The organism is Pseudomonas sp. p99-361, assembly GCF_003935475.1.
GTDB classification, from domain to species: Bacteria; Pseudomonadota; Gammaproteobacteria; order Pseudomonadales; family Pseudomonadaceae; genus Aquipseudomonas; species Aquipseudomonas juntendi.
The window spans coordinates 146,867-172,340 of sequence record NZ_RHQO01000003.1 but is presented as its reverse complement, the minus strand read 5'-3'; the positions used below and the strand labels follow the sequence as shown (position 1 = coordinate 172,340).

The 25,474-nt window shown below is 63.7% G+C and carries 27 protein-coding genes; 8 read left to right on the top strand and 19 right to left on the bottom strand.

The window, feature by feature from the left end:
• Positions 1–146: 146 nt before the first annotated feature.
• Both EGJ22_RS02980 and EGJ22_RS02975 read right to left on the bottom strand, forming a co-directional pair.
• The gene (locus EGJ22_RS02980; protein WP_029887305.1) at positions 147–1,301 is read right to left on the bottom strand and encodes a cysteine desulfurase family protein; all 1,155 of its coding nucleotides are present in this window, start codon (positions 1,299–1,301) and stop codon (positions 147–149) included.
• Positions 1,302–1,511: 210 nt separating this feature from the next.
• On the bottom strand, positions 1,512–2,438 hold the full coding sequence (locus tag EGJ22_RS02975; RefSeq protein WP_029887304.1) for a LysR family transcriptional regulator: 927 nt from the start codon (positions 2,436–2,438) through the stop codon (positions 1,512–1,514).
• 139 nt (positions 2,439–2,577) lie between these two features.
• Here EGJ22_RS02975 and EGJ22_RS02970 point away from each other — a divergent pair, with 139 nt between their 5' ends.
• Positions 2,578–3,807, top strand: coding sequence for an acyl-CoA dehydrogenase (locus EGJ22_RS02970; protein ID WP_029887303.1), 1,230 nt, complete (start codon positions 2,578–2,580; stop codon positions 3,805–3,807).
• Positions 3,808–3,829: 22 nt separating this feature from the next.
• On the opposite strand, the gene EGJ22_RS02965 is transcribed toward EGJ22_RS02970, so the two are convergent.
• From EGJ22_RS02965 to ribBA, 7 genes are all read right to left on the bottom strand, one after another.
• Positions 3,830–4,870, bottom strand: a complete 1,041-nt coding sequence (locus EGJ22_RS02965; protein WP_033744827.1) for a TerC family protein — start codon at positions 4,868–4,870, stop codon at positions 3,830–3,832.
• A gap of 178 nt (positions 4,871–5,048) precedes the next feature.
• Positions 5,049–6,356, bottom strand: coding sequence for a substrate-binding domain-containing protein (locus tag EGJ22_RS02960; protein WP_064314600.1), 1,308 nt, complete (start codon positions 6,354–6,356; stop codon positions 5,049–5,051).
• A 286-nt stretch (positions 6,357–6,642) separates the two neighbouring features.
• Positions 6,643–7,791 (bottom strand): ABC transporter ATP-binding protein, encoded by a 1,149-nt coding sequence (locus EGJ22_RS02955; RefSeq protein ID WP_009686433.1) that lies wholly within the window; start codon positions 7,789–7,791, stop codon positions 6,643–6,645.
• Positions 7,792–7,808: 17 nt separating this feature from the next.
• Positions 7,809–8,615, bottom strand: coding sequence for an ABC transporter permease (locus EGJ22_RS02950; RefSeq protein ID WP_009686434.1), 807 nt, complete (start codon positions 8,613–8,615; stop codon positions 7,809–7,811).
• Positions 8,616–8,621: 6 nt separating this feature from the next.
• On the bottom strand, positions 8,622–9,539 hold the full coding sequence (locus EGJ22_RS02945; protein ID WP_029887300.1) for an ABC transporter permease: 918 nt from the start codon (positions 9,537–9,539) through the stop codon (positions 8,622–8,624).
• Positions 9,536–10,561 (bottom strand): ABC transporter substrate-binding protein, encoded by a 1,026-nt coding sequence (locus EGJ22_RS02940; RefSeq protein WP_029887299.1) that lies wholly within the window; start codon positions 10,559–10,561, stop codon positions 9,536–9,538. The genes EGJ22_RS02945 and EGJ22_RS02940 overlap by 4 nt, the downstream gene beginning before the upstream one ends.
• A 265-nt stretch (positions 10,562–10,826) precedes the next feature.
• The gene (ribBA, locus tag EGJ22_RS02935) at positions 10,827–11,948 is read right to left on the bottom strand and encodes a bifunctional 3,4-dihydroxy-2-butanone-4-phosphate synthase/GTP cyclohydrolase II (RefSeq protein ID WP_029887298.1); all 1,122 of its coding nucleotides are present in this window, start codon (positions 11,946–11,948) and stop codon (positions 10,827–10,829) included.
• Between the two features lie 77 nt (positions 11,949–12,025).
• On the opposite strand from ribBA, the gene EGJ22_RS02930 reads away from it, so the two are divergent.
• Entirely contained in the window at positions 12,026–12,319 is a 294-nt protein-coding gene (locus tag EGJ22_RS02930; RefSeq protein WP_029887297.1) for a DUF1330 domain-containing protein, read from the top strand.
• Positions 12,320–12,383: 64 nt separating this feature from the next.
• Here the strand turns inward: EGJ22_RS02930 and EGJ22_RS02925 are convergent, their stop codons facing one another.
• Together EGJ22_RS02925 and EGJ22_RS02920 are read right to left on the bottom strand one after the other, a co-directional pair.
• A complete protein-coding gene (locus tag EGJ22_RS02925; protein ID WP_029887296.1) occupies positions 12,384–13,757 on the bottom strand; it encodes a hypothetical protein in 1,374 nt (457 codons plus the stop codon).
• A gap of 183 nt (positions 13,758–13,940) precedes the next feature.
• Positions 13,941–14,960, bottom strand: coding sequence for an alpha/beta hydrolase (locus tag EGJ22_RS02920; protein ID WP_029887295.1), 1,020 nt, complete (start codon positions 14,958–14,960; stop codon positions 13,941–13,943).
• 146 nt (positions 14,961–15,106) lie between these two features.
• On the opposite strand from EGJ22_RS02920, the gene EGJ22_RS02915 reads away from it, so the two are divergent.
• The 6 genes from EGJ22_RS02915 (at position 15,107) to EGJ22_RS02890 (ending at position 19,178) form a co-directional block, all read left to right on the top strand.
• The gene (locus EGJ22_RS02915; RefSeq protein ID WP_029887294.1) at positions 15,107–15,991 is read left to right on the top strand and encodes a LysR family transcriptional regulator; all 885 of its coding nucleotides are present in this window, start codon (positions 15,107–15,109) and stop codon (positions 15,989–15,991) included.
• 67 nt (positions 15,992–16,058) lie between these two features.
• Positions 16,059–16,460 (top strand): hypothetical protein, encoded by a 402-nt coding sequence (locus EGJ22_RS02910; protein WP_125920116.1) that lies wholly within the window; start codon positions 16,059–16,061, stop codon positions 16,458–16,460.
• A gap of 92 nt (positions 16,461–16,552) precedes the next feature.
• Positions 16,553–16,774: an MbtH family protein gene (locus EGJ22_RS02905; RefSeq protein ID WP_009686443.1), complete on the top strand. Its 222-nt coding sequence runs from the start codon at positions 16,553–16,555 to the stop codon at positions 16,772–16,774.
• A complete protein-coding gene (locus tag EGJ22_RS02900) occupies positions 16,771–17,490 on the top strand; it encodes a thioesterase II family protein (RefSeq protein ID WP_029887292.1) in 720 nt (239 codons plus the stop codon). The genes EGJ22_RS02905 and EGJ22_RS02900 overlap by 4 nt, the downstream gene beginning before the upstream one ends.
• 57 nt (positions 17,491–17,547) lie before the next feature.
• Positions 17,548–18,099, top strand: a complete 552-nt coding sequence (locus tag EGJ22_RS02895; protein WP_029887291.1) for a hydrolase — start codon at positions 17,548–17,550, stop codon at positions 18,097–18,099.
• Between the two features lie 23 nt (positions 18,100–18,122).
• Positions 18,123–19,178 carry a DUF1615 domain-containing protein gene (locus EGJ22_RS02890; protein WP_284147828.1) on the top strand — a complete coding sequence of 352 codons (1,056 nt, stop codon included), beginning with the start codon at positions 18,123–18,125 and terminating at the stop codon, positions 19,176–19,178.
• A 100-nt stretch (positions 19,179–19,278) separates the two neighbouring features.
• Here the strand turns inward: EGJ22_RS02890 and EGJ22_RS02885 are convergent, their stop codons facing one another.
• Genes EGJ22_RS02885 through EGJ22_RS02850 form a run of 8 tightly spaced genes read right to left on the bottom strand, consistent with a single transcriptional unit; the run spans position 19,279 to position 25,312 of the window.
• Positions 19,279–20,142 (bottom strand): metal ABC transporter solute-binding protein, Zn/Mn family, encoded by an 864-nt coding sequence (locus EGJ22_RS02885; protein WP_029887289.1) that lies wholly within the window; start codon positions 20,140–20,142, stop codon positions 19,279–19,281.
• Positions 20,139–21,038, bottom strand: a complete 900-nt coding sequence (locus EGJ22_RS02880) for a metal ABC transporter permease (RefSeq protein ID WP_009686450.1) — start codon at positions 21,036–21,038, stop codon at positions 20,139–20,141. Before EGJ22_RS02880 ends, EGJ22_RS02885 begins: the two co-directional genes overlap by 4 nt.
• Complete coding sequence (locus EGJ22_RS02875; RefSeq protein ID WP_009686451.1) at positions 21,038–21,784, bottom strand: metal ABC transporter ATP-binding protein; 747 nt, start codon at positions 21,782–21,784, stop codon at positions 21,038–21,040. The genes EGJ22_RS02880 and EGJ22_RS02875 overlap by 1 nt, the downstream gene beginning before the upstream one ends.
• Positions 21,781–22,683, bottom strand: coding sequence for a metal ABC transporter substrate-binding protein (locus EGJ22_RS02870; RefSeq protein ID WP_110678520.1), 903 nt, complete (start codon positions 22,681–22,683; stop codon positions 21,781–21,783). The genes EGJ22_RS02875 and EGJ22_RS02870 overlap by 4 nt, the downstream gene beginning before the upstream one ends.
• Before the next feature lie 16 nt (positions 22,684–22,699).
• Positions 22,700–23,269, bottom strand: a complete 570-nt coding sequence (locus EGJ22_RS02865) for a DUF6162 family protein (RefSeq protein ID WP_029887022.1) — start codon at positions 23,267–23,269, stop codon at positions 22,700–22,702.
• On the bottom strand, positions 23,266–23,586 hold the full coding sequence (locus EGJ22_RS02860; RefSeq protein WP_029887023.1) for a hypothetical protein: 321 nt from the start codon (positions 23,584–23,586) through the stop codon (positions 23,266–23,268). The genes EGJ22_RS02865 and EGJ22_RS02860 overlap by 4 nt, the downstream gene beginning before the upstream one ends.
• On the bottom strand, positions 23,583–24,122 hold the full coding sequence (locus tag EGJ22_RS02855; protein ID WP_029887024.1) for a hypothetical protein: 540 nt from the start codon (positions 24,120–24,122) through the stop codon (positions 23,583–23,585). Before EGJ22_RS02855 ends, EGJ22_RS02860 begins: the two co-directional genes overlap by 4 nt.
• Entirely contained in the window at positions 24,119–25,312 is a 1,194-nt protein-coding gene (locus EGJ22_RS02850) for a PepSY domain-containing protein (RefSeq protein ID WP_029887025.1), read from the bottom strand. The genes EGJ22_RS02855 and EGJ22_RS02850 overlap by 4 nt, the downstream gene beginning before the upstream one ends.
• Positions 25,313–25,474 lie beyond the last annotated feature (162 nt).

The window sequence follows — 25,474 nt, the reverse complement described above, 5'->3', positions numbered from 1 at the left end:
GGTTACTGGCCCGAAACAAACGTAGGAGCGAGCGCAGCTCGCGATGCGCCGCGCGGGCGGCGCTCGATCTCACAGGCACTGAAGATGCTGCGGCTACCCTTGCCAGAAACCATAGAATTTCCCACAGGGCCCGCGCAAGAGGCGGGTTACCACAAGGCTGCCGACGCCGCAGCCAGTACCCTGGCAAACACCTCCAGCGCCTTGTCGACTTCGGCGTCGGTGCTGAAACGGCCGATGCTAAGGCGCACGCTGTTGCGCGCCTGGTGCTCATTCAGCCCCAGCGCCAGCAGCACGTGGGACGCCATGTTGCTGCCCGAGTTGCACGCCGAGGTGGTGGACAACGCCAGTTCGCTGGCCAGCGCCGCACTGTTGAAGCCCGGGCTGTCGATGCACAGGTTCAGGGTGTGCGGGATGCGTTGCGTGGCGCAGCCATTGAGGCTGACCCCGGGCAACTTCAGCAAGCCTTCCTGCAGCCGCGTGGCCAGCTGCGCTAGGCGCAGGTACTCGCTGTCGCCGGGCTGCCCGGCCAGGGCGAACGCACTGCCCATGCCGGCAATCTGATGGGTGGCCAAGGTCCCGGAGCGCAGGCCCAGCTCATGGCCACCGCCGTGGATCTGTGCGCGCAGTACCGGGCGCGCGCGAGGCCCGACGTACAGGGCGCCGATGCCTTTGGGCCCATAGACCTTGTGCGCCGAGAACGACATCAGGTCGACAGCCATCGCGCGCAGGTCGATCGCCAGTTTGCCCACTGCCTGTGCGGCGTCCACGTGCAACAGGGCGCCATGCGCGCGAACGCACTCGCCAATGGCGGCAACGTCGGTGACCGTGCCCAGTTCATTGTTGACGGCCATCAGCGATACCAGGCGGGTATCGGCGCGCAACGCGGCTTGTACCGCCGCGGGCTGGATCAGGCCACGGGCATCAGGTGCCAGGCGCGTGACCGCCCAGCCTTGGCGCTCCAGTTCGGCCACGGTGTCGAGTACGGCTTTGTGTTCCAGCAGGCTGGTGACCAGGTGCCCGGGGTGGTCGATGCCGTTGGCAACGCCTTTGAGCGCCAGGTTGTTCGACTCGGTGGCGCCAGAGGTCCATACCAGCGCTTGGGCCGGGGCGCCAATGCGCTCGGCCACTTGCTGGCGGGCCTGGTCCACCACACTGCGGGCGGCCTGGCCGTAGGCATGGCCACTGGAGGCCGGGTTGCCGAAGTTGGCCTGGCGGCCAAGGCAGGCGAGCATGGTTTCGACCACCCGGTCATCGACCGGGGTAGTGGCGGCGTAATCGAAGTACAGCGGGGCGTTAGGCATCGGGGCATGTCCATGTCTGTCGCCGTGGGGTCGGCGATCGTTGGCATCAGCCTATCGTGTGGCCGAAAGATGCTTTTCGCTTCCCGCTGAGCTATTTGTGGCGTATTTGCATGCTTGTTCTATTTGATTGCCTTTTTGGAGAATATTTTTCTCGATTCATTCTTTCGCACAGCACATCGTGATACGCATCGACCGGTTTCAGCGCGCATTTTAGGCAGGTTCAAGCGCTTTTTCTTCGTCGGCTACCACACGTTGGCACAGCTCGGTGATCTGCTCGCGCATCCAACGGTTGGCCGGGTCCTGGTCGGTGCTTTCGTGCCAGTACAGGTGGGTTTCCAGGGCCGGGACCTCCACCGGCAACGGGTGGTAGCGCAGCTGATGACGGCGAGCGAAACGCTCCGGGACGGTCATTGCCATGTCGGTCTGCTGCAACACTTGCGAGGCCATCAGGTAGTGCTGCGAGCGCAGGGCGACCTTGCGTTGCACGCCCATCTTGCCCAAGGCCAGGTCGACATACCCCAGGCCGTTGCGGCGGCTGGAAATGTGGATATGGGTCATGCCCAGGTAGCTGTCGAGGGTCAGTTTGCTGTCCGCCAGCGGGTGGCTTTGGCGCAGGGCACAGACATAGCGGTCCTGCATCAACTTCACGTGGCGGACCTGGGGGTCGGTGTTCAACGGTGCGTCGATGGCAAAATCCAGGCGGCCTGCGGCCAGCTCCTTGGTGGTTTCACGGCGCTTGCACAGGAAACTCTCGATCAGCACCGCCGGCGCCAGGCGGCGCAGCCGCTGGAACAGGGGCGGCAGAATGACCGCTTCGGTCAGGTCGGTCATGCTGATACGGAAGGTTTTGTTGGCCTGTTGCGGGTTGAAAATGCGGCTTTCCTGTACTGAGGTGCGCAGCAGCGCCAGGGCGTTGCGTACCGGGCCGATGATGTTCTGCGCCATGGGCGTGGGCACCATGCCTTGCGCAGTGCGCACGAATAGCGGGTCGTTGAAGGTTTCGCGCAGGCGCGACAGTGCGTTGGACACCGCCGGCTGGGTGATGCCGACAATCTGCCCGGCGCGGGTGAGGTTGGCTTCGGTGTAGATCGCATCGAACACGATGAACAGGTTGAGGTCGACCTTGCTGAGGTTCATGGGCGCCGCTCTTTGTTGGAGTTATCTGCCGATCATATATCGGTTATGAATGTTCATACACGCTGAAAATAGACTAGGTGGATCGGATTGCGCTGCTCTAGGCTCTGGCCATGTTCTTCGAACCGTGAAGGTAACCCCGATGGATTTCGCCTATTCGCCCAAGGTCCAGGCACTGCGCGAGCGTGTCACCGCGTTCATGGATGCTTATGTCTACCCCGCCGAGGCGGTGTTTGATCGCCAGGTCGCCGAGGGTGACCGCTGGCAGCCCACCGCGATCATGGAAGAGCTCAAGGCCAAGGCCCGCGCCGAGGGGCTATGGAACCTGTTCCTGCCCGAGTCGGAGTACGGCGCTGGCCTGAGCAACCTGGAGTACGCGCCGCTGGCCGAAATCATGGGCCGCTCACTGCTCGGCCCGGAGCCGTTCAACTGTTCGGCCCCGGATACCGGCAACATGGAGGTGCTGGTGCGCTACGGCAGCCAGGCGCAGAAACGCCAGTGGCTGGAGCCGCTACTGCGGGGCGAGATTCGTTCCTCCTTCGCCATGACCGAACCGGATGTGGCTTCCTCGGACGCGACCAACATGGTCGCGACCGCGGTGCGTGACGGTGACGAGTGGGTGATCAACGGGCGCAAATGGTGGACGTCTGGTGCGTGCGACCCGCGCTGCAAGGTGATGATCTTCATGGGCCTCTCCAATCCGGAAAGCCCGCGTCACCAGCAGCACTCGATGGTATTGGTGCCAACCGATACGCCTGGTGTGAAGATTGTTCGCCCGCTGCCGGTATTCGGCTACGACGATGCCCCGCATGGCCACGCCGAGGTGCTGTTCGAGAACGTAAGGGTGCCTTACGAAAACGTGATCCTCGGCGAGGGCCGCGGCTTCGAGATCGCCCAGGGGCGTCTGGGCCCTGGGCGTATCCACCACTGCATGCGTTCTGTCGGCATGGCCGAACGGGCGCTGGAGCTGATGTGCAAGCGCTCGGTTGCGCGCACCGCCTTCGGCAAGCCTCTGGCACGCCTGGGGGGCAACGTCGACAAGATTGCCGATTCGCGCATGGAAATCGACATGGCCCGGCTACTCACGCTCAAAGCGGCGTACATGATGGACACGGTCGGCAACAAGGTCGCGCGCAGCGAGATCGCGCAGATCAAGGTGGTGGCGCCGAACGTGGCGCTGAAGGTGATCGACCGGGCGATCCAGCTGCATGGCGGGGCAGGGGTGAGCGGCGATTTTCCGCTGGCGTACATGTACGCCATGCAACGCACCCTGCGCCTGGCCGACGGGCCCGATGAAGTGCACCGGGCGGCGATCGGCAAGTATGAGATTGGCAAGTATGTGCCGGCAGAGATGTTGCGCAGCGGGCGGTGAGGCAGGCTGATTCTCGTCAGGCCTACTCTTTGTGGCCGGCATTGGCTTGGGGGGTATCGTGTGCCGGCGGCTGATCCACCACAGCCGGCTTCTGCCCCCGCGTCTTGAGCAGCGAAATCACCACCCCACCCAGCAACAGCCCGAACGTCACACCCAACGACAGCAACGCCGGCACCTTGCCGACCATGCCATGGTAGAAGATCTTGCAGCCGATGAAGATCAACACCAGCGCCAATGCGTACTTGAGGTATACGAACCGGTGCATCAGCGCCGACAACGCAAAGTACAGCGAGCGCAGGCCAAGAATGGCAAAGATGTTCGAGGTGTAGACAATGAACGGGTCCTGGGTGATGGCGAAGATCGCGGGTACGCTGTCCACTGCGAACACCAGGTCGGCCAGCTCGATCAGCACCAGTGCCAGGAACAGCGGCGTTGCATGGCGCAGGGCCTTGTTCTGCCCCGGAGGTGTCTGGCGGACAAAGAAGTGCGAGCCATGGATCTCGTCGGTCACCCGCAGGTGCCGGCGCACGAACTTGAGGATTGGGTTGTTGGCCAGGTCTGGATGGCTGTCTTCTTTGGCCAGCGCCATCTTCACCCCGGTGAACAGCAGGAAGGCCCCGAAGAGGTACAGCACCCAGGCGAAGTTCTGCACCAGTGCTGCACCCACCCCGATCATGATCGCGCGCAGGATCACCACCCCGAGGATGCCCCAGAACAGCACGCGGTGCTGGTAACGGCGGGGGATGGCGAAATAGCTGAAAATCATGGCCATGACGAACACGTTGTCCATCGACAGCGATTGCTCGACCAGGAAGCCGGTGTAGAACTCCAGCGCCGATTGCGCGCCTAGCTGGAACCAGACCCAACCGCCGAACAGCACGCCGATGCTGAAGTAGCCGGAGTACAACAGCAGGCTTTCGCGCATGCCGATTTCACGTTCGTGACGGTGCAGTATGCCGAGGTCGAGTACCAGCAGGCCGATGACAATGGCCATGAACACCAGCCACAACCAGGTGCTGGTACCGAGGAACGGGGTGGTGAGAAACGCCTGTAGAGCTGTCATGAGCCCCTCCTTGAATGTCGACGTTGCGTGGCAACAGTGATCCGACATCACGGCGTGGCAGCCGTCAGAGGGGCCCGGTATCACATAGGGTTAAGGCTAGACCTGTTTGCCTGCGCTGCCGAATCCGGAGCTGTTACATTTGTTTGCCAGGCGGCCGTGAACAGCATCACCCTGTTGCTCAGTACACCCACACCTCCACACGCTGGTTGTGCAGCCGCCCTTGTTCACGTTCGTTGCCGGCCACAGGCAATTCAGCGCCCATGCCGGTCACCTGCAGCACTGCGACGCCGTTACGTGCCAACTGGCGGCGCACCGCCTGCGCCCGCAAGCGCGACAGCAGCGCAGCGCGGCCTGGGGTCAGCTTGGGGTCGCCGAAGCCAACCAGCACTGTCTTGCCTTGTAGCTTGCCGGCCTGGTGCAGGTAATCGGCGACCCTTCGCACATCACGCAGGGCCTTGTTGTCGAGGTTGGCGCTGCCTGCCTGAAAGCGAAAGTTCACGCTCAGCCGTTGTGCCTGCTTGGCCAGGTTGCGGTAGCGCGGCGGCATGCCTGCTTGTGGTGGCACTGGCAGGGCCTGTATCTGCTGCGAAACGAACCCTTGCTGGGCGACGATGGCCTGGCCTGCCGGGCTTTGGGCGAAGTCCGCGAGGGCTTTGGCGGGTGGTTTGGGGTTGGCCGGCAGATAGAAGTACAAGCGCCGTGACAGGGGGTAGTCCTCGCTGGCCACCAGGGCGCGCGCTGGCAGCATGGCCGGGGCGTCCCCTTCAGCCACCGCCAGCACCTTGGCCCCGTGAATGGCGGCCAGGCTACTGAAGCCAATGGCCTGGCGGTCGGTGCTCACCCCTGCGGCCAGTTCGTCACTGGATTCGAAGCGCCGGGCCTGGGCTGACAGTGCCGCGTGCTGTGGCGCCAGTACCAGTGCCTTGAAGGTTTCAAAGGTGCCGGAGCGGTCGTCACGGGCGTACAGGTGAATGGCCCCGCCGGAAATGCCCAATTCTTCCCAACGCTGGATCTGACCAGAGAAAACTTGCGCCAGTTGCCCTGTGCTGAGCTGCGGCAGCGGGTTGTCGGGGTGGACAATGACCGCCACGCCATCCAGGGCAATGACTTGCTCGGAAGCGGCAGCACGCAGGTCGCCCAACGCTCGCAACTGGAGTACTTCGTTGTCGTTGATCGGCCGTGAGGCGGCGGCCAGGTCGGCCTCGCCCTCAACCAGGGCGGTGAAGCCGGTGCTGGAACCGTGGGCAGCGATGTCGATGCGTACCGGTTGGCCCTGCGTGTCGCGGGCCGTGATCACGGTTTCGTTGGGCAGCTTGCCGGCTTGCCGTTGGATCGCGCTGGCTTGCTGCGCACGGAGCTGGCCCTCGACCAGCGCCGGCAGCAGGGCTGCGCCGATGGTATTGGAGCCTTGCACACGCAAATGAACGGGTTCAGCCACGGTGGTCAGTGGTAGCACGGTGAGCAGTAGCACAAGCAGGCGCGGCATGCCGGGTGGCCCTGTGGCATAGAGTTGGCCGGCAGATTACGACAGGGGCGTGATGATAATGTGACAGTCAATGGGCTTGAGGCTGTCGAGGCTGCTGTGCAGCCCATCGCCGGCAAGCCGGCTCCCACACCGATAGCAATGTTCTCAAGACCTGTGCTGTACGTTGTGGGAGATTCTATGGTTTCTGGCAAAGGTAGCCGCAGCATCTTCAGCGCCTGTCAGCCCTGATGCGATCCCTGTGGGAGCCGGCTTGCCGGCGATGGGCCGCAAGGCGGCCCTGGCGGTCTCAATGCGCGCCGGCCGATTTGCTCAGGTCGCTCTCGGCCCATTCGGTGTAGATGCAGGCATCTGCCACTGCCCAGCGCACCTTCACGCTGTCCCCTGGCTGCATCGGCATACCCGCTGCAGACAGTGCCTTGACCGTCAGTTCGGTACCACCAGCAGTGACCACATGGCAGGTTTGGCTTTCCCCCAGGAACAGTACCTCGCCAACCTTGGCGCTGACCTCGTTCCAGCCTGCCGGCAGCGGCTGGCGCGCGGCTTGCTCGGCAGTCAGGGCCAGGGCTTTTTCCGGGCGGACCATGATCAGCGCATCCTGCGAGGCTGCCAGCCCCGGGGTCAGGCGGATGGCCACCGGCTGGCCTTCGAAGCTGGCTGCGCCGTTACTGCTGGCCTTGATCCGCAGGAAGTTGGAGTTGCCCAGAAACGATGCCACAAACGCATTCGGCGGGTTCTGGTACAGGTCGTAGCCGGTGCCCAGGCCAACGATCTTGCCGTGGCTGAAAATGGCAATGCGCTGCGACAGGCGCATGGCCTCTTCCTGGTCGTGGGTCACGTAGACAATGGTGATGCCGAGGCGGCGGTGCAGCTGACGCAGCTCGTCCTGCAGGTCTTCACGCAGCTTCTTGTCCAAGGCCCCGAGCGGCTCGTCCATCAGCAGAATGCGTGGCTCGTACACCAACGCGCGGGCAATCGCCACACGTTGCTGCTGGCCGCCGGACATCTGCGACGGCTTGCGGTGGGCGAACTGTTCCAGTTGCACCAGCTTGAGCATGGCATCGACGCGCTTGCTGGTTTCGCCCGCATTGAGTTTGCGAATGGCCAGCGGAAAGGCGATGTTGTCGCGCACGTTCAGGTGCGGGAACAACGAGTAACGCTGGAACACCATGCCGATATCACGCTTGTGCGGCGGCACGTTGACCAGCGACTGGCCGTCGACCAGGATCTCGCCGCTGCTCGGCGTTTCGAAACCGGCCAGCATCGACAGGGTGGTGGACTTGCCCGAGCCGCTGGAGCCGAGAAAGGTCAGAAACTCGCCGTCCTGGATCTCCAGGTCGAGGTTGTCCACGGCGGTGAAGTCGCCGTAGTGCTTGTTCAGGCCACGCAGGCTGACCAGGGTCTTGCCGTGCGCGTTGTCTTTGATCACTGCACTCATTGTTGTTATCTCCGCGCTCAGGCGTTTTCGGTGCGCCGGCGCAAGGCGGCGGCAATGAACATGACCAGCAACGAAAGGCCGATCAGCAAGGTCGAGGCCACGGCGATCACCGGGCTCAGGTCCTGGCGCAGGGTGGTCCACATCTTCACTGGCAAGGTCTGCAGGTCGGGGCTGGCCATCATCACGCTCAGTACCACCTCATCCCAGGACACCAGGAAGGCGAACAGGCCCCCGGCAATCATCCCTGGGCGAATGGCCGGGAAGGTGACCTTGAAGATCGCCTGCAGGCGCGACGCGCCGCAGATCACGGCGGCATCCTCGATCGACTGGTCGAACAGCTTCAGCGAGTTGATGATCGAAATGATGGTGAAGGGCAGGGCGACGATCACATGGCTGACCACGAACGCGAACAGCGTGCCGGTATAGCCCAGCTTGAGGAACAGCGCGTACACCGCCACCGCAATGATCACCAGCGGCACGATCATTGGCATGGTGAACAGCCCGTACAGCAGTTCACGGCCCGGGAAGCGGCCACGCACCAGGGCGAACGCGCTGGGTAACCCCAGCAGCACCGCCGCAACGGTGGTCAGCACGGCCACCTTGAAGCTGGCCAGTGCAGCCTCCATCCACTCGGGGTTGGAAAAGAACTGGCCGTACCACTTGAGGGTCCAGCCGGGCGGCGGGAAGACCAGCCACTGCGACGACCCGAACGACAGCAACACGATGAACACTACCGGCAGCAGCAGGAAGGCTGCGATCACCCCGGTGGTCAGGTACAGGCCTGTGCGCAGCGGGCGGCCCATGGCATTGGGGGAAAGGAGCATGGCGGTTTACCTCGGGTTGCCAACCGGGGACTCCGGCTGCAGCTTCAGGTACAGGTAGAAGAGCACCAGGGTGATCAACACCAGCAGTGCGGCGGCGGCGCTGGCCAGGCCCCAGTTGAGGAACGACTGCACCTGCTGGATGATGAATTCCGGCAGCATCATGTTCTGCGCCCCGCCCAGCAGTGCCGGGGTGACGTAGTAACCGAGCGACATCACGAACACCATCAGCGCCCCGGAAAACAGCCCCGAGCGGCACAGTGGCAGGAACACCTTCCAGAAGTTGGTCCACGGGCTGGCGCCACAGATCGAGCCTGCCTGCAGCACCATCGGGTCGATGGCGTGCATGGTCGCCTGCAGCGGCAGCACGATGAACGGGATCATGATGTAGCTCATGCCGATCACTACACCGGTCAGGTTATGCACCATCTCCAGCGGGGCATCGATGATGCCCATGCCCATCAACGCCTTGTTGATTACCCCCGAACTCTGCAGCAGCACCAGCCACGAGTAGGTGCGTGCCAGCAGGCTGGTCCACATCGACAGCAGCACGATGTTCAGCAGCCAGCGGCCCCAGCCTTTGGGCACCAGGGTGATGGCCCACGCCAGCGGGAACCCCAGCAGCACGCTGATCAGGGTGACCACACCGGCCACCGAGAAGGTGTTGAACAGCACCCGTGCGTAAGCCGAGTTGGCGAACAGCTGCTCGTAGTTGCCCAGCCCGGGCGTTGGTTCCAGTACCCCGCGCAGCAACAGGCCGATCAGCGGGGCGAAAAAGAACAGACCCAGGAACAGCAAGGCCGGCAGCAGGTTGCGGCTGCCTTTCCAGCGCTGGCTCAGGCCCACGCGGCGCGGTACGGTGCCCGGAGCGCCAGCCCCCGTGGGGGCACCTTGGGCGTTATGCAGGGCGTTGATGGCGACTTTCATTTGACCAACCACTCATTCCAGCGCGCGGCGATGGCCTGGCCGTTCTTGGCCCAGTAGGCGAAGTCGAGGGTGACCTGGTCCTGGGCATGGGCGGTAGGCAGGTTGGGTGCAAGGTCCTTGTCCAGCTTGGCCACGCTGTCGACGTTGACCGGCGCGTAGGCGGTCTTGTTGGCGAACTCGGCCTGGCCTTCGGCGCTGCTGGCGTTGGCCAGGAACTTCATGGCCGCGTCCTTGTTCTTGGCGCCCTTGGGGATGACCAGGAAATCGGCCATGACCAGGTTCTGCTTCCAGCTCACACCCACCGGGGCACCGTCTTGCTGCAGGGCGTAGACGCGGCCGTTCCAGAACTGGCCCAGCGCAGCTTCACCAGAGGCCAGCAATTGCTGCGACTGAGCGCCACCGCCCCACCAGACGATGTCTTTCTTGATGGTGTCGAGCTTCTTGAAGGCGCGGTCCAGGTCCAGCGGGTAGAGCTTGTCGGGGGCTACACCGTCGGCCAGCAGGGCCAGTTCCAGCACGCCTGGGCTGGGCCATTTGTACAAGGCGCGTTTGCCAGGGTAGGTCTTGGTGTCGAACAGCGCGGCCCAGTCGACTGGCTTGTTGGCACCGAGCTTGCCTTCGTTGTAACCGAGCACGAAGGAGAAGAAGAACGAGCCGACACCGTGGTCGGACACAAAGCGTGGGTCGATCTTGTCGCGCTTGATCTGGGTGAAATCGAGGGGTTCGAGCAAGCCTTCGCTGGCGGCGCGCAGGGCAAAGTCGGCTTCCACGTCGACCACGTCCCATTGCACGTTACCGCTCTCGACCATGGCCTTGAGCTTGCCATAGTCGGTCGGGCCGTCCTGGACTACCTTGATGTCGGTCGATTTGGTGAAGGGAACGGCCCACGCTTCTTTCTGGGCGTCCTGGGTGGTCCCGCCCCAGCTGACGAAGTTGAGGCTGTCGGCGGCTTGGGCGGCCTGACATGCCAGGGTCAGCAGGCTGGCAGACAGCACTGCGGTTACACGTTTGCTCAACAGCATGGTTACGCCCTCGTTGCTTTTGTTATTCGAGGCTGGGCTTGTGGTGCGCCCGCCAATAGTGTTCGGGGAGCAGCTAAAACAAAGTGTCGATGGCCATCTGGCGTTGTGGATGCCGGCCAGCAGATTTAAGGTCTACGGGATATCATATTATGGTATTCCAAACTTTTGGCAAGAGGTATGAGGCGACCGGCCATCACTCTGTCCTCTGCATGCTTGCGCGAACCTCTGTAGGCGCGACGCAAGGCCGCGCCTAAAAGGCACTGCGTCAGCCCACCAGGCCTGGCTCAAAGGGAATGCTCTGCACCACCTCCAGCTCATAACCCGCCAGCCCCGCATATTTCAGCGGCGGCCCCAGGTGGCGCAGCTTGCCCACCCCCAGGTCCTGCAGAATCTGTGCTCCGGTGCCCACTTCCGAGTACACCTTGGACTGCCCGCGCTGGTAAGGCCGCACCGGTTGGGTCAGCTGTGGTACCCGCTCCAGCAATGCCTGCGAGGATTCATGGTTGGCCAGGACCACCACCACGCCGCTGCCTTCCTCGGCCACCTTCTGCAGTGCCGCCCACAGGGTCCAGTTGGCGGGGCCGGCGTACTCGGCACCAACCAGGTCGCGCAGGGGGTCGATCACATGCACCCTGACCAGGGTTGGCTGCTCGCGGCGGATGTCGCCCATTACCATGGCCATGTGCACGCCACCTTCGATGCGGTCTTCATAGGTGACCAGGCGGAAGGTGCCATGCACGGTCGGCAGTTCACGTTCGCCGATGCGCTTGATGGTCTGCTCGGTGCTCAGGCGGTAGTGGATCAGGTCGGCGATGGTACCGATCTTGATGCCATGCCGTGCAGCGAACACCTCTAGGTCCGGGCGACGCGCCATGGTGCCGTCGTCGTTGAGCACTTCGACGATCACCGAGGCCGGGCTGAAGCCGGCCAGGCGCGCAAGGTCGCAACCCGCTTCGGTGTGGCCGGCGCGGGTCAGCACGCCGCCTTCGCGGGCACGCAGGGGGAATATATGGCCGGGTTGGACCAGGTCTTCGGGGCGGGCCGTGGGGGCCATGGCGGCGGCCACGGTACGTGCCCGGTCGGCGGCAGAGATGCCGGTAGTGACGCCCGTGGCAGCCTCGATCGACACGGTGAACGCGGTGCTGAACACACTGCCGTTGGCCGGTACCATCTGCTCCAGCCCCAGGCGTTGGCAGTGATCGTCGGTCAGGGTCAGGCAGATCAGGCCCCGCGCTTCGCGGGCCATGAAGTTGATGGCCTGAGCGTCGCAACGCTCGGCGGCTATCAGCAGGTCGCCTTCGTTTTCGCGGTCCTCGTCATCCACCAGCAGGACCATCTTGCCTTGCCGGTAGTCCTCGAGAAGTTCCTCGATGGTGTTGAAAGCCATGTTGCACGCTCGCTGTGGTGGTGTCATTTTTATGGTATACCATCATACACAAATATCGACGAATCAGGAGAAAGTGCATGAAGGCCTATTGGATCGCCCATGTGGACGTGACCGACCCGGAGCAGTACCAGCAATACACCCAACGCGCCCCGGCTGCCTTCCAGGCGTTCGGTGGCCGCTTTCTGGCCCGTGGCGGGCGCAGCGAGGCGCTGGAAGGGCGGCCCACACCTCAGCGTAGCGTGGTGATCGAATTCGATTCCTACGCGCAGGCGGTGGCGTGTTACCGGTCTGAGCTGTACCAGGAGGCGTGCAGCCATCGCCAAGGGGTAGCGAAGGCCGAGGTGATCATCGTTGAAGGGGTGGGGCCGTGAGTGTTGGTTGATGCCCCTGACGCCGGCGAGCCGGCGATAGGGGCACTACTGGCAAAACAGAAGCTCAAGGCGCTTGCGTAACGTGCACGTTGTCGATGACCATGCGCGGATTTTCGCCGTCTTCAACCATGTGAAGGTGCAGGATTTCCGGGCCGTTCACCGTTAGCTCATCGGACCCATAATGCATACCTTCACGGTCACTCAGCCGTTTGTGGTTGTCCGTAAAGGTGAGATCTCTGGTACATAGATCACTGCACCCCCAGTCGTAACTTACGCGGCGGGTACCTGTGCCAGGCAGCAGAATTTCGGTTGAACCGTCGAACGTAAGATGTTTTGCCTTTATGGCGCTTCCATCGCCGCTGTGCGAATCGTCGCTGATCCCTCCCGTGCCATGTAGTTTGAATGTCGTCTGGTCAACCTTGAATTCCTTGCGGTCACCGACCTGCTCGGACTCGAAATCGACCTCCGAAGTCACGATGGGGCGACCTACCGCTTGGTCTTGCTCATCGTAGGTTAGCTGCATAACCTGATCCTTCGCCGTGGGCAGCTTGATTCGGATTACAGGCACCGCCTGGCCATACGCTGCGTGATACCGGAACTGGTCGAACTGCGCCAGCAAGCCAGCCTGCGTCTGACCCTCGACATAGAAAAATGCGAAAACAGGCAAGTCGGCGCCCACGCCGACTTGCCAGGCTGGGAGCAAAATCTCGTTGTAGCCCATCCACGCATCGGCGCTCAAACCTGCCCTGACTTTTATCGGCATCTCGAACCACCGGGCCCTCATGTTCGCGGGTGCTTCGCGAAGGTCCCACCCGCAGACTCTTGATTTTCTGATGTCATCTTCGCTGTACGTTGCCAACCACGCTTCGGCATCCTTCACGCCGACCTTCTGGCACGCATCCGTGGTGCTCTCAAACCCATCATGCGGGCCGCACCCCTGCGCGGTTTCGCGGTTGTCCGTGCCACCATCGATGGGGAAGGTGCACAGTACTTCGAGCTCGCGCAGCTTGCCGTGCGGGATGGCCTGCAGCGGCGGGAACAAATAACCATTGAAGCGTTCCGCCGCCCTGCCGAAGTTGGTGTCACGGCGCACCCAGGAAAACGCTATGGCGCCTTTATCCAAGTGCTTGCGGCTCGGGTCCCAAGGTAGCGATTCTGGGCTGAAACCGGTGGCACGCATTTCAAAACCGCTGCACAGGTAGCTGGGTTTGTCAGGCCCACCGCAGTCTTCGGTGACCGAGTCGTACCAGACTTTCAGTTGCATAACCGCCTGTTCACCCCGCTTGTTCAATTCGATCAACTGCTGTGACTTGGCTGTTGCGCTTGTGAGTGCCTGAGTCTGCGCGGGCGGACGGGCAGGCAGCACAGGGGACGTGTGCGACACGCAACCGATCAAACTTGCCAGGGTTAGAAGCGACAGGGCTATTCGTGTCCACATTGGCGAGCACCTTTTTCTGAGTGGAGTAGCACAGCCGCACGCATAGCTATCGTGGGCTTTGGTGCAATTTGCGCACAGGAAAAAAGTGGCGGCTACTGGCAGTTCTATCAGCATTCGGTCCAAGCCCAGGTGACCGAGCGCCAACATCTCGATTGGGCCTGGGCAGGTCTTCCGGTCATGGGCTCAGTTCAGGTGCGCTTTGAGTTCGGCGCCAGCCTGGCGCATTGCCGCCTTGACCGCCGGTACCTGGCTCAGCGGGTTGAGCAGCCCGTAGTCATGGATCATGCCGTTGTAGCGCACCGAGGTCACCGGCACGCCGGCGGCATTCAGCTTGCGGGCATAGGCCTCACCTTCATCACGCAGCACGTCGAACTCGGCTGTTTGCACCAGCGCTGGCGGCAAGCCTTGCAACTGTTCGGTGGTAGCCCGCAGCGGCGCGGCGTAGATCTGTTCCCGCGCCTTGGCATCCGTGGTGTAGTTGTCCCAGAACCACTTCATCATGCCGGTGGTCAGGAAGTGCCCTTCGGCAAACTGTTTGTACGAAGCGGTTTCGAAGCTGGCGTCCGTCACCGGCCACAGCAACAGCTGGAAGCGCAGGGCCGGGGTGCCAGCTTCTTTGGCCTTCAGCGCCACGACCGCCGCCATGTTGCCACCGACGCTGTTGCCAGCCACGCCCAGGCGCTTGCCATCCACGCCGATCTGCTGGCCGTGCTCGGCCACCCAGCGGGTCGCGGCATAGGCTTGGTTGATCGCGGTTGGGTAGTGCGCCTCCGGCGACGGGGTGTAGTCGACATACACCGCCACTGCCCCAGAGCCAACCACCAGGTCACGGATCAGCCGCTGGTGGGTCGGGAAGTCACCGAGCACCCAGCCGCCGCCATGGAAGAACATGAATACCGGCAACGCCCCTTTGACATTGGCCGGGCGAACCACCTGCAGCTTGATCGACTGGCCGTCGGCCTCGATGGTGCGTTCCTTCACCTCGATCCCGGAGAGGTCAACCTTGACCGAGGCCTGGGCGCCGGTCAGCACCGCGCGCGCATCTTTCGGGCTGAGTTGCTCCAGTGGCTTGCCGCCGCCTTGCTCCAGGGCTTCGAGGAAGGCCTGGGTGCGTTGCTCCACGCCTGGGCTTCCCGCTGCGAACGCGCTGGAAACGGACAGCGCCAGAAGCGAGGCGGTGAGTGTTTTGTGGACAATGTTCATGGGCGAATCCTTTTCTGTGCAAGTGTCGGGAATGGTCGTCTTGCCTGGCCTGCTCGGCCATCGCTGCGACCTGTGCGTAGATTAGGCAGGTGCGCTCGTGGGAAAAAGCCGCTATAAAGCGTTTTACTGTCACCAAGAGCGAGACAATGAACCCCTACGAAGACATGCGAATCTTTGCCCAGGTGATGGAGGCCGGCAGTTTTACTGCCGCCGCCGACCGCCTGGGGATGTCCAAGCAATCGGTGAGCCGGCGCCTGATGCAACTCGAAGCGCGCCTGGGCGTGCGCCTGCTCAACCGCTCCACCCGGCGCCTGGATGCCACGCCGCTGGGGCAGCAGTACTACCAGTCGGCCATGCGCCTGCTGGGTGAAGTGCAGCAGGTGGAGCACGACATCAGCGGCCAGGCCCAGGCCTTGCGCGGCACCTTGCGCCTGAGCGCGCCATTGTCGTTCGCCATGGCGCACCTGGGCTGTTTGCTGACCGAGTTTCTGCAGTTGCATGCGCAGGTGGATGTGGAGGTGGACCTCAGTGACCGGGCGGTGGACCTGATCGGCGAAGGCTATGACCTGGCGTTGCGGATTGGCGCGCTGGAGGACTCCAGCCTGATCGCCCGGCGCATCGCCGATGTGCAGCGGGTGTACTGCGCGAGCCCGAGCTACCTGGCGGCGCGCGGTGTGCCGGCCAAGCCGGAGGACCTGGCCGGGCATGATTGCCTGCCGTATGGGCATTCGCGGCAGGTGCAGTGGCAGTTTCGGCAGGCTGGCAAGGCCCAGGCGATTCAGGTGGCCGGGCGCATGCGCGCGAACAATGGTGAAATCCTAAGGGACGCGGCGATTGCCGGCATGGGGGTGACTTACCTGCCGACCTTCATCGTAGGGCAAGCGCTGGCCGATGGGCGCCTGGTCACGGTGCTGGATGACTGGCGGCCGCCAGCTTTGCAGCTGTCGGCAGTGTACCCGCAGCACCGGCAGGTGGCGCGGCCGGTGCAAGGGTTCGTGAACTTCCTGCGCGAGCGCTTGCTGCAGTTGTAAAGCCAAGGCACGGGCGATATAAAGACCGCTTCTACAAGCGCCCGCAAAAACTGGCTATGCTTGGCCCATGACCAGCTCTCCACCGTTGCGCCAGCCTTGCCCCCCTGGCGCCTGCATTTGTGGCCGCGAACAACTGGCCGACCACCCGCAGACCGCCCAGCGCATACTCCTGCTGACCCGCCAGGAAGAAAAGCGCCTGCTCGAGCGCCTGGAAAACCTGAAAGACCTTGAAGACCTGCACCGCCTGCAGCAGCGCCTGTTCGACAATCTTGGCATTCGCGTGCACATCGCCCCGGGCTTCAATGAAGTGCGGACCATGCGCGGCATCGTCATCGAACTGGATAACCAGCCCGGGCTGTGCCGCAAGACCCGGCAGGCGATCCCGGCGGCGATCCGCCGCGGGCTGGAACGCAATCCCGAGGTTGCGTTCCGCCTGCTCGATACCCACGACCTGCTGCGCGATGCATGAGATGAAGTTAATTTTCCGCCGGCTTGCTACGTCTACTTGAAAGCCTCCTGCGCCAAGCGCGCAGCGGTACTCATCATTCAAGGAGACAGGCAATGACTTCTGTATTCGACCGCGAAGATATCCAGTTCCAGGTAGTGGTCAACCACGAAGAGCAATACTCGATCTGGCCCGACTACAAAGCCATCCCCAACGGCTGGCGTGCAGTGGGCAAAAGCGGCCTGAAAAAGGAATGCCTGGCGTACATCGACGAGGTGTGGACCGACATGCGCCCCCTCAGCCTGCGCCAGAAAATGGCCGAAGCCGCCCCCCAGTGACCGCACTGAACCTGCTGTGCCTGCCGTACTCGGGGGCCAGCGCCATGGTCTACAGCCGCTGGCGGCGCAAGCTGCCGTCGTGGGTGCAGGTACGCCCGGTGGAGCTGCCCGGGCGCGGCTCCCGCATGGCCGAGCCGCTGCACACCGACATGCAGGCGCTGGCCCGGCAACTGGCCAGCGAGCAGCGCCTGGCCGCCAATGCACCCTACGCGTTGCTGGGCCACAGCCTGGGTGCCTTGCTGGCCTTCGAGCTGGCGCATGAGCTGCAAGCGCTGGGCTGCCCGGCGCCGCTGGCGTTGTTTGCCTGCGGCACGGCGGCCCCGACCCGGCGCGAAGATTACGATGGCAGGCGCTGGCGCGAGCCAAAAACCGACGCCGAGCTGATCAGCGAGCTGCGTGAGCTGCAAGGTACGCCCGAGGAAGTGCTGGCCAATGCCGAGTTGATGAGCCTGACCTTGCCGACACTGCGCGCCGATTTCCTGCTGTGCGGCACCTACGCCTACCGTCAGCGGCCGGCCCTGAGCTGCCCGCTGCATGTGCTGGCCGGCACTGATGACCGGGCCAATGACGAGCAACTGCGGGCCTGGGGCAAAGAAACTCACGGCGAGTTTTCGCTGCAGATGTTCCCCGGCGGGCACTTCTTCATCCACGAGCATGAAGACCGTGTGCTCGACGCCCTCACTGCCTCGCTGCAACCGTTGCGCCTGTCCGCCTGATTGACGTCACCGCTTGCCTGGGGGAGGCTAGGCCTTTTCCCAGGCAAGGGGCAGAGCATGCTGATCGAACCGCACAAGGCCACGCTGCTGGTCGTCGACATCCAGGAAAAGCTCATCGGCGCCATGAGCGACGCCGAAGGCACCCGGGCGCGGGCCCGCTGGCTGCTGGCGGCGACCGCCGAGCTGGAGCTGCCGGTGGTGATTTCCGAACAGTACCCCAACGGTCTGGGCCACACCCTGGCCGAGTTGCTGGCGGCGGCACCGGCCGCCCAGGTGGTGGAGAAAAGCCATTTTTCCTGCGTTGCCGCCCAATGTTTGCCCGACAGCCTGATGGCCCGTGAACAGGTGATCGTGTGTGGCATGGAGACCCATGTCTGCGTGCTGCAGACCGTGCTCGGCCTGCTGGCGCTAGGCAAGCAGGTGTTCGTGGTCGAAGATGCCTGTGACAGCCGCACGGCGGCCAGCAAGGCGGCGGGCCTGACGCGCATGCGCGAAGCCGGTGCGCAGGTCGTGACCCGGGAAATGGTGCTGTTCGAGCTGATGGGGAGTGCGGCGCATCCGTTGTTCCGCCACATCAGCAAGACCTACCTGGTCGGTGAACAGCCCTGAACGGCCGGTTATGGGCGGCAGGCATGATGGCCCTTGCACTGCTGCAAGGTTGCGCCGGGCGCCGCGAAGAAGTGCCCGCAGCGGACCCGGCCGAGGTTCGCGCCCAACTGCTGCGATTGCTGCCCACGCAAGCCCGCGACCGCGAGGGCTGGGCCAAGGACATCCAGGTGGCCTTCGAGGCCCAGCGCATCACCCCCAGCAAGAGCAACCTGTGTGCCGTGTTGGCGGTCACCGAGCAGGAGTCGACCTTCACGGCCGACCCACAGGTGCCCAACCTGGGGCGTATCGCCCGTGAAGAAATCGACCGCCGCGCCGCGCGCCTGCACATCCCCAGGCTGCTGATCGATGGTGCGTTGAAAACGCCGTCTGGCAACGGCCAAAGCTACCAGCAGCGGCTACAGGCAGTGCGCAGCGAGAAACAGTTGAGCGAATTGTACGACGAGGTCATTGCCCGGCTCCCGTTGGGCAGGACCTTGCTTGGCGGGCTGAACCCGGTGCACACCGGCGGGCCGATGCAGGTCAGCATCGACTTTGCCGAACAGCATGCACAGGGGTACCCCTACAGCCATAACGGCAGCATTCGCCAGGAGGTGTTCACCCGGCGCGGTGGCATGTACTTCGGTATCGCCCACTTGTTGGGTTACCCAGCCAGCTACGAACGCCCGCTCTATCGTTTCGCCGATTTCAATGCGGGCTGGTACGCCAGCCGCAATGCGGCTTTTCAAGCGGCGCTGAGCAAGGTCACGGGTGTGCGCCTGGCGCTGGACGGCGACCTGATCGCACCGGGGTCGATCATGCCGGGCGCGACCGAAACGGCGGCGCGCAAAGTGGGCGGGAAGCTGGGGCTGCGCAACCCGCAGATTCGCCGCCAACTGGAGGACGGCGACAGCCTGGCGTTCGAGGACAGCAAGCTGTACGCCGGGGTATTTGCCCTGGCCGACGCGGCCGCTGGCAAGCCGCTCCCGCGAGCGGTGCTGCCGGGGATCGAACTGAAGAGCCCGAAGATTACCCGCAAGCTGACCACGGCGTGGTTTGCAGGGCGGGTGGACGAGCGTTACCAACGGTGCATGAAGCGCTAGCGCCCAGGTGCACTGTCAATGTCGCCACTGCCGAGGCGGGCGCGGTCTTGCAGCGCGAAAGGGCCGCAAAGCGGCCCCAGGATTTGCGACGGACTGTTGATCAGCTTTCGCCAAGTGCCCCGACGACTTGTTCGACACTGGCCTTCAACCCGGCAAACGCATCATCCGGGTCGCTGTCCACCACCACCAGCTTCGCGCCGGCCGCCTGGATCGCTGCGGCCAGCGGCGGCTCCGGTTGGCGATGGTCCAGCACCAACGCTACATCCTGTGCCTTCAGGTTGGCCTCCAGCGCCTTCAGCGCGGCAGCATCCCACGCCGTTGGCAGCGGCTGCTGCACCACATCCAGGTTCAGGCCGCTGGCCAGGTAACCCAACCGCGGCGACAGGCTGACCACTGTGAGGTTGTCGACCTTGGCCAACTGCGTCTGGCTGCTGGCGGCAAGTTCCAACAGCTGGCGCTTGAGCGCGGCCAGGTTGCCCTGGATTTTCGTTTTTTCGCTCGGCGCCAGGCGTTCCAGGTCGTTGGCCACGACGTCGGCCATGCGCCCCAGATTGGTCGGGTTCAGCCACGGGTAGGCGTTGTAGGCATCGTCGCCACTCACCGCAATACCTGGCAAGGCGCCGTCCACCGGTCGTGCGGCATCGATCTCGACAATGCGGATATTGCTGCGCCGGGCCATCGGGTATAACGGGTCGTCGCGCCAGATCGAACGTACGCCGATCACCGCATCGGCCTGTTGCGCAGCCTTGTCCAGGCTGGCGCCACCACGGCCGCTGAAGTACGACGGCTGGCGACTGGCCGGCAGGTTGGCCGGGGCTGCGCGCTTGAGTTGTACGCCGGTCCCCTCGAGCAGGGCGCTGGCCAGGCTGTGGGTGATCGGCAAGGTGGTCAGCACCTGCGTGGCGAAAGACAGCGACGGCAGGCTGGCCAGGGCCAGTGCCAGGGTCAGGTGTTTCAGGTTCATGCCGGGTTTCCTTGCAGGCGGGGAACGAGGGCGCGGGCGAGCGCAGCGAGGGCGAAGCAGAGACCGGCGACCAGGATGATCGCGGCGCCCGACGGCACCGGCAGGTCGAACACGATCGGTAGCAGGATGCCGAACAACGTGCTGATGGTGGCGATGAGCACCGAGAGGAAGAAAAAGCCCTTCAGTGACTGGCTGACCAGGCGCGCGGCGGCAGCCGGGATCACCAGCAACGCACCGACCAGAATGGCTCCGATCACCTTCACTGCAGCCACGGTGACCAGGGTCACCAGCACCACGAACAGGTAGTCCAGTGTTTTCACCGCCACGCCGCGTACAGCCGCCAACTGCGGGTTGAAGCTGGCCAGCATGATGCGGTTGTACAGCGGCAGCGCCAAGGCCAGCACCAGTATGGCGACGATGCCCAGTACCACCAGGTCCTGCCCGCTCACGGTCAGCACCGAACCGAACAGCACGTTCTCGAGGATGTGCACATTGATCTTGCCCGCCAGCATCAGCAGCAGGCTGGCGCCCAGCGCCAGCGACACCGAGAGGAATACGCCAATCAGTGTGTCCGGTGACAACCCGGTGCGGTTACGCAGGAAGTTCAGCAGGATGCCGAACAGCAGGCAGTAACCGAACAGGCTGCCATAAGGCCCGGTGTAGGGCTCGCCCAGCAGGATGCCGATAGCCACGCCGGTCAGTGCGGCATGGCCGACCGCTTCGGAAAAGAATGCAAAGCGCTTGACCACCACCAGGGTGCCCAGGCCACCCAGCACCGGGCCAATCATCAGGCCGGCGAGCAAGGCATTGACCACGAAGCCATAGGCCAGCGCCTCGGGCAGGTAGCCGGCAGTGGCCCAGTCCTGGACCGTTTGGCGAAGGGTTTCGAAACTCATCAGGCAATGCTCTCGCTACGCGGGTGGACGGAAAACAGGCCCAGCAGGCGCTCCGGCGTCAGGGCCTGGGCTGGCGGGGCGTCGAACAGTACCTGGCGGCTCAGCCCGGTAACCCGGTCTGCCAGGCGCAGCACCGCTTCCAGGTCGTGTTCGATCCACAACACAGTGGTCCCCGCCTGGCGCCAGGCCAGCAGCAGTTGTTCGAACACCTGAATGCCGGCTTCATCGAGCGCCGACATCGGCTCGTCCAGCACCAGCAGTTGTGGTTCGGGGATGAGCCCCTGGGCCAGCAGCACCCGCTGGCGCTCACCGCCCGACAAGGCCCCCATGCGCCGCTTGCGCTTTTCCAGCATGCCAACCCGCGCCAACGCAGCATCGATGGCAGGCTGCACCCTGCGCGACAAACCCAGGAAGGCCGGGCGCCGCTGGCACATGGCGGCCATGAAATCATCCACGGTCATTGGCAGCCCGCGGTCGAACTCCAGGGCCTGCGGGACGTAGCCGATCACCTCGCCTTGCCCTGGCCAGTGCAGGGTCAGTTCACCATGGTGGGGCATTTGCCCGAGCAGGGTCTTGATCAGCGAACTCTTGCCGCCGCCGTTGGGGCCGACGATGGCGTGCACGCTGCCCGGGGCGACGGTGAAGCTGACCTGTTCGAGGATACGGGTGCGGCCCAGGGTCAGGTCGATACCGGCAAAGGTGATGCGCGGCCCGCAGGCGGTTGCCAGGTTGGCAGCGGCGGTCATGCGCGGTTCTCCTGAATGGCGCGGACCACGGTGTCGAGGTTGCGCTTCATTTCCACTTCGTACTTGTCCTTGGTGTATTCGCCATAGGAAATGTGGGTGAGGGGGTAAAGGCGCACACCAGACTCACGCTGGATGGTTTCGACATAGGCTGAGGGGAAGTCCATTTCCGAGAAGATCACCCTCACGTCCAGTGCCTTGAGCTGGTCGATGGTCTTCTTCAGCTGCGCCGGGCTTGGCTCGATACCATGGGCGGGTTCGACCACGGCGGTCACTTCCAGGCCGAAGTCGCGGACCAGGTAGTCGTAGGCTGCGTGGATGGTGGCCACGCGGAAGGTCGCGCTGGGGGCCTCGGTGACCTTGGCCAGTGCCTGGGCACGCAAGCCACGCAGGCGTTTGGCGTAGGCCCGGGCGTTCTGCGTGTAGAACCGGGCATTGTCCGGGTCGAGCCTGCCCAGCTCGCGGGCAATATTGTTGACCTGGGCAATGGTCGTGCTGATCGACAGGAAAGTGTGCGGGTTGACCACCTTGCCGGCACCGCGTGCAGCAATGCCGGTAGCTGCCAGCAGCGGTACGTTCTGGTTGGCCTCGATCGTGGCGATATCAGGTTTTTCACTGGCAGCGATCATGCGGTCGGCAAAGTCGTCATGGCCAACGCCATTGAGCACCACCACGTCCAGGGTGCCGATGCGCTTGATGTCTTCGGCCCGGGGCTCGTAGGCGTGCGGGTTGAAGCCCGCCGGAATCAGCGGCACCACCTCGGCCTTGTCGCCAACGATGTTGCTCACGTAGCTGTAGTAGGGGTGCAAGGTGATGCCGATACGCAGCGGCTTGCCGTTATCGGCCAGGGCCATTGCCGGCAGGGCCAGGGCCAGGAGCAGGGCGAGGGCGGAGCGAAACATGGGCGAGTCCTTCGGTTCAGTGGCGGTGTTCGCGGGTAACCCCGGCGTCGTAGTGGCTGACCACCTGTTGCCAGCCAGCGGCGATCAGTGCCGCCTGGCCGAGGTCATCCGGGATGATTGCGGCGCTGTCGCGGCGCAACCAGATATCGGCCTGGCCGGTGCTGTCGGGTGGCAGGATCAGCAGCAGGCTGCCGGCAATTTCGGGTGCCTGGCTGCGGCCCAGGTAGGCGCCAGCCTCCAGCCAGGTCCATTGGTGGCTGCCCCGGCTCTGGCTGCCGGCGTCGACCACGAATGGTGGCAGGCCTTCATCGGCCAGGGCCTGTACCCCAGGTGCAGCGGCGTTTTCTTCACGCAGCAACTGGATCTCGTCGAATGCCACCCGCAGGTCGGTGTAGAGGCCTTGCTCGGCCGCAGTGAGGTCGCGGCGGGCGTCGATCTGGTGGGTGGCGATGGCTTGTTCGTCCTCGCGCTCGCCGCGCAGCCACACCACGCCAGCCGCCAACGCCACTATCAGCAAGCTGGCCAACAGCACGTACAGGGTTTCGTGCCCGGCTCCGGCCGGGCGAATCACGTGAGCGCGGCTCATGGCTGGGCGATGTCGGCGTAGTCGACTTCCACCACGTGCCCGGGCCCGGCGTCGAACAGCACGTAGAATTCGCCGTCTGGGCGCTTGAAGGTCAGGGTCGAATCGTCGCCAAGCTTGCCGCCGACCAGCACTTGCTCGTCATAGCCGATCACATCCAGGGTTACCCCGGGGGCGCCACTGCCGTCCGAGAAACCACCGGTGCACTTGACTTGGCCCCTGGCCAGTTCTTCGCATTCGCACATGGGGTTGTGGGCCAGTGCCGGGCTTGCGGCCAGTGCCAGCAAGGGCAGGGCGAGGGTGCGCAGCAGGTATTTCATTTCTTGCCTCCTTTTTTCTCGAGCCAGGCCACGGTGGCTGGCGATGCCTTGGCCAGCGGGACAGACGCCTGGTGCATGCTGCCGTCCCAGCCTTCCACGGTGATCCAGATCTGGGCGTCGGGTTTGGTGCGTGGGGGGATCGGCAGATTGGTGGCCATAGCGTAGGGCGCGCCGAAGAAGATCGTGCCAGCCGCCCGCAGGCTGCGCGGTTTGCCGATGCGCAGGTAAACGGCCTTCACGTCGTTGACGCACACCTTGCACAGCGCTGCCCTGAATACCTTGAAGTCGCCTGCCGGGCCGTCTCTGCGGGGGGCTTCGTCACGCAGTTCCGCCACGTCCAGGGTGTAGGGGCCGGCCTGGATGCCGGTGATCACATTCGCCCCCAGCCCTGCCTCGCCGCGGAACAGCTTTGCGTCGCTGAAATACTTGGGCATGAAACCCAGCGGGATCAGGATCAGCAGGATGTTCAAGTGGAAACGCCACTTCAACCACCACTGTTTCAGCGGGCTGACGGGCACGGCCTGGATGTGGCTCATCGTTGCATCTCCAGCGAGGTCCGAGTGGGCGCAGTATGGGGTGCGCGTTCGCTACGCTTCAGCGCGGCAGCGGTGGCTTGCGCCGTACGTTTGGTCCAGATCAGCAAGCCGCTGAACACCATCAGGGTGAGCACCAGGCCGAAGAAGAACCAGATCAGCTTGATCGGCAGGCCGCCAAAGTCACCGGTGTGCAAGGGGCGCATGGACTCGGTGACGAACTCCAGGGCGGAGCGGTCGCCCAGCAGGAACTGGCTGTCCACCTTGCGCGTGTAGGGGTTGACCTCGGCGCTTTGGGCCATCAGCGGATACCAGCTCCGCCCGCCCATGGAAATATGGCTGTAAGCGGTGGCAGGCAACGCAATGAAGTTGATTTCCAGCCCTGGAATCGCCAGGCCAGCGATGCGTGCCGCTTCATCGAGGTCGATCCGTGGGGCTGGGCTGCCATCGGCGGTCTGGGGCACTTCTTCGCGAGCGATGACCGGCACGATCGGCTCGCTGGAAATGCTGATGTGGTTGTCGAACAGAATCGCCTGGATCAAGAACCAGGTACCGGTGATGGAAATGACCGCGATGAACCAGATCGACCAGACACCGGCCAGGCGGTGCAGGTCGCCCCAGAAGATGCGCGAACCGTGCCCTGTGCGTACCGGCTTGAAGAAGCCTTTCCAGAACTTTTTGTACACCACCAGCCCGGTTACCAGCGAAGCGAGCATGGGCAGGCCGAGGATGGACACCAGGTACCAGCCCCAGCTGAAACCGTTGGTGAAGGGCACCAGCCACCAGCCGTGCAGGGCGCGGGTGAAGGCTTGGAAGTTGAAGTCGGGGGATTTGCCCTGAATCGCACCGGTGTAAGGATTGACGTACAAGGTCGGGGTGGTGCCGTCCGGGAAGGTCACATTGGCCGTGAGGGCGAAGTGTGAGCCCTCAGGCTGAATGATGGAGCGCACGACCATATCCGGCTCTGCTTCATGCAGGGCGTTCAGCACCTGTTGGAAGCTCAGGCGTTCGGCGTCGGTGTCCGGCTTGCTGGCACGTACATCGGGGTTGGCCAGCCAGACGATTTCCTGGCTGACCACCGCGAGCATGCCCGTGAAGCAGACGATCAATACAAAGAACCAGATCGGCAAGGCGAGCCAGCTGTGCACCAGGAACCACAGCCTGGATTTGGATTTTTTCAACGATTTGGCCATCAGACGGGTCTTCTGCTATGGGTGGTCGAGCGTGCGCCCAACCAAAGAGGGCTGTACTGATAAGGACGAATGAGAATCGAAATCCTGCCGATTAAAATGAAAGCAAATGTTTCAAACGACAGAGCCGACCTGCGCAGGGGGCGTCAGGTCGGCCAGGGCGGC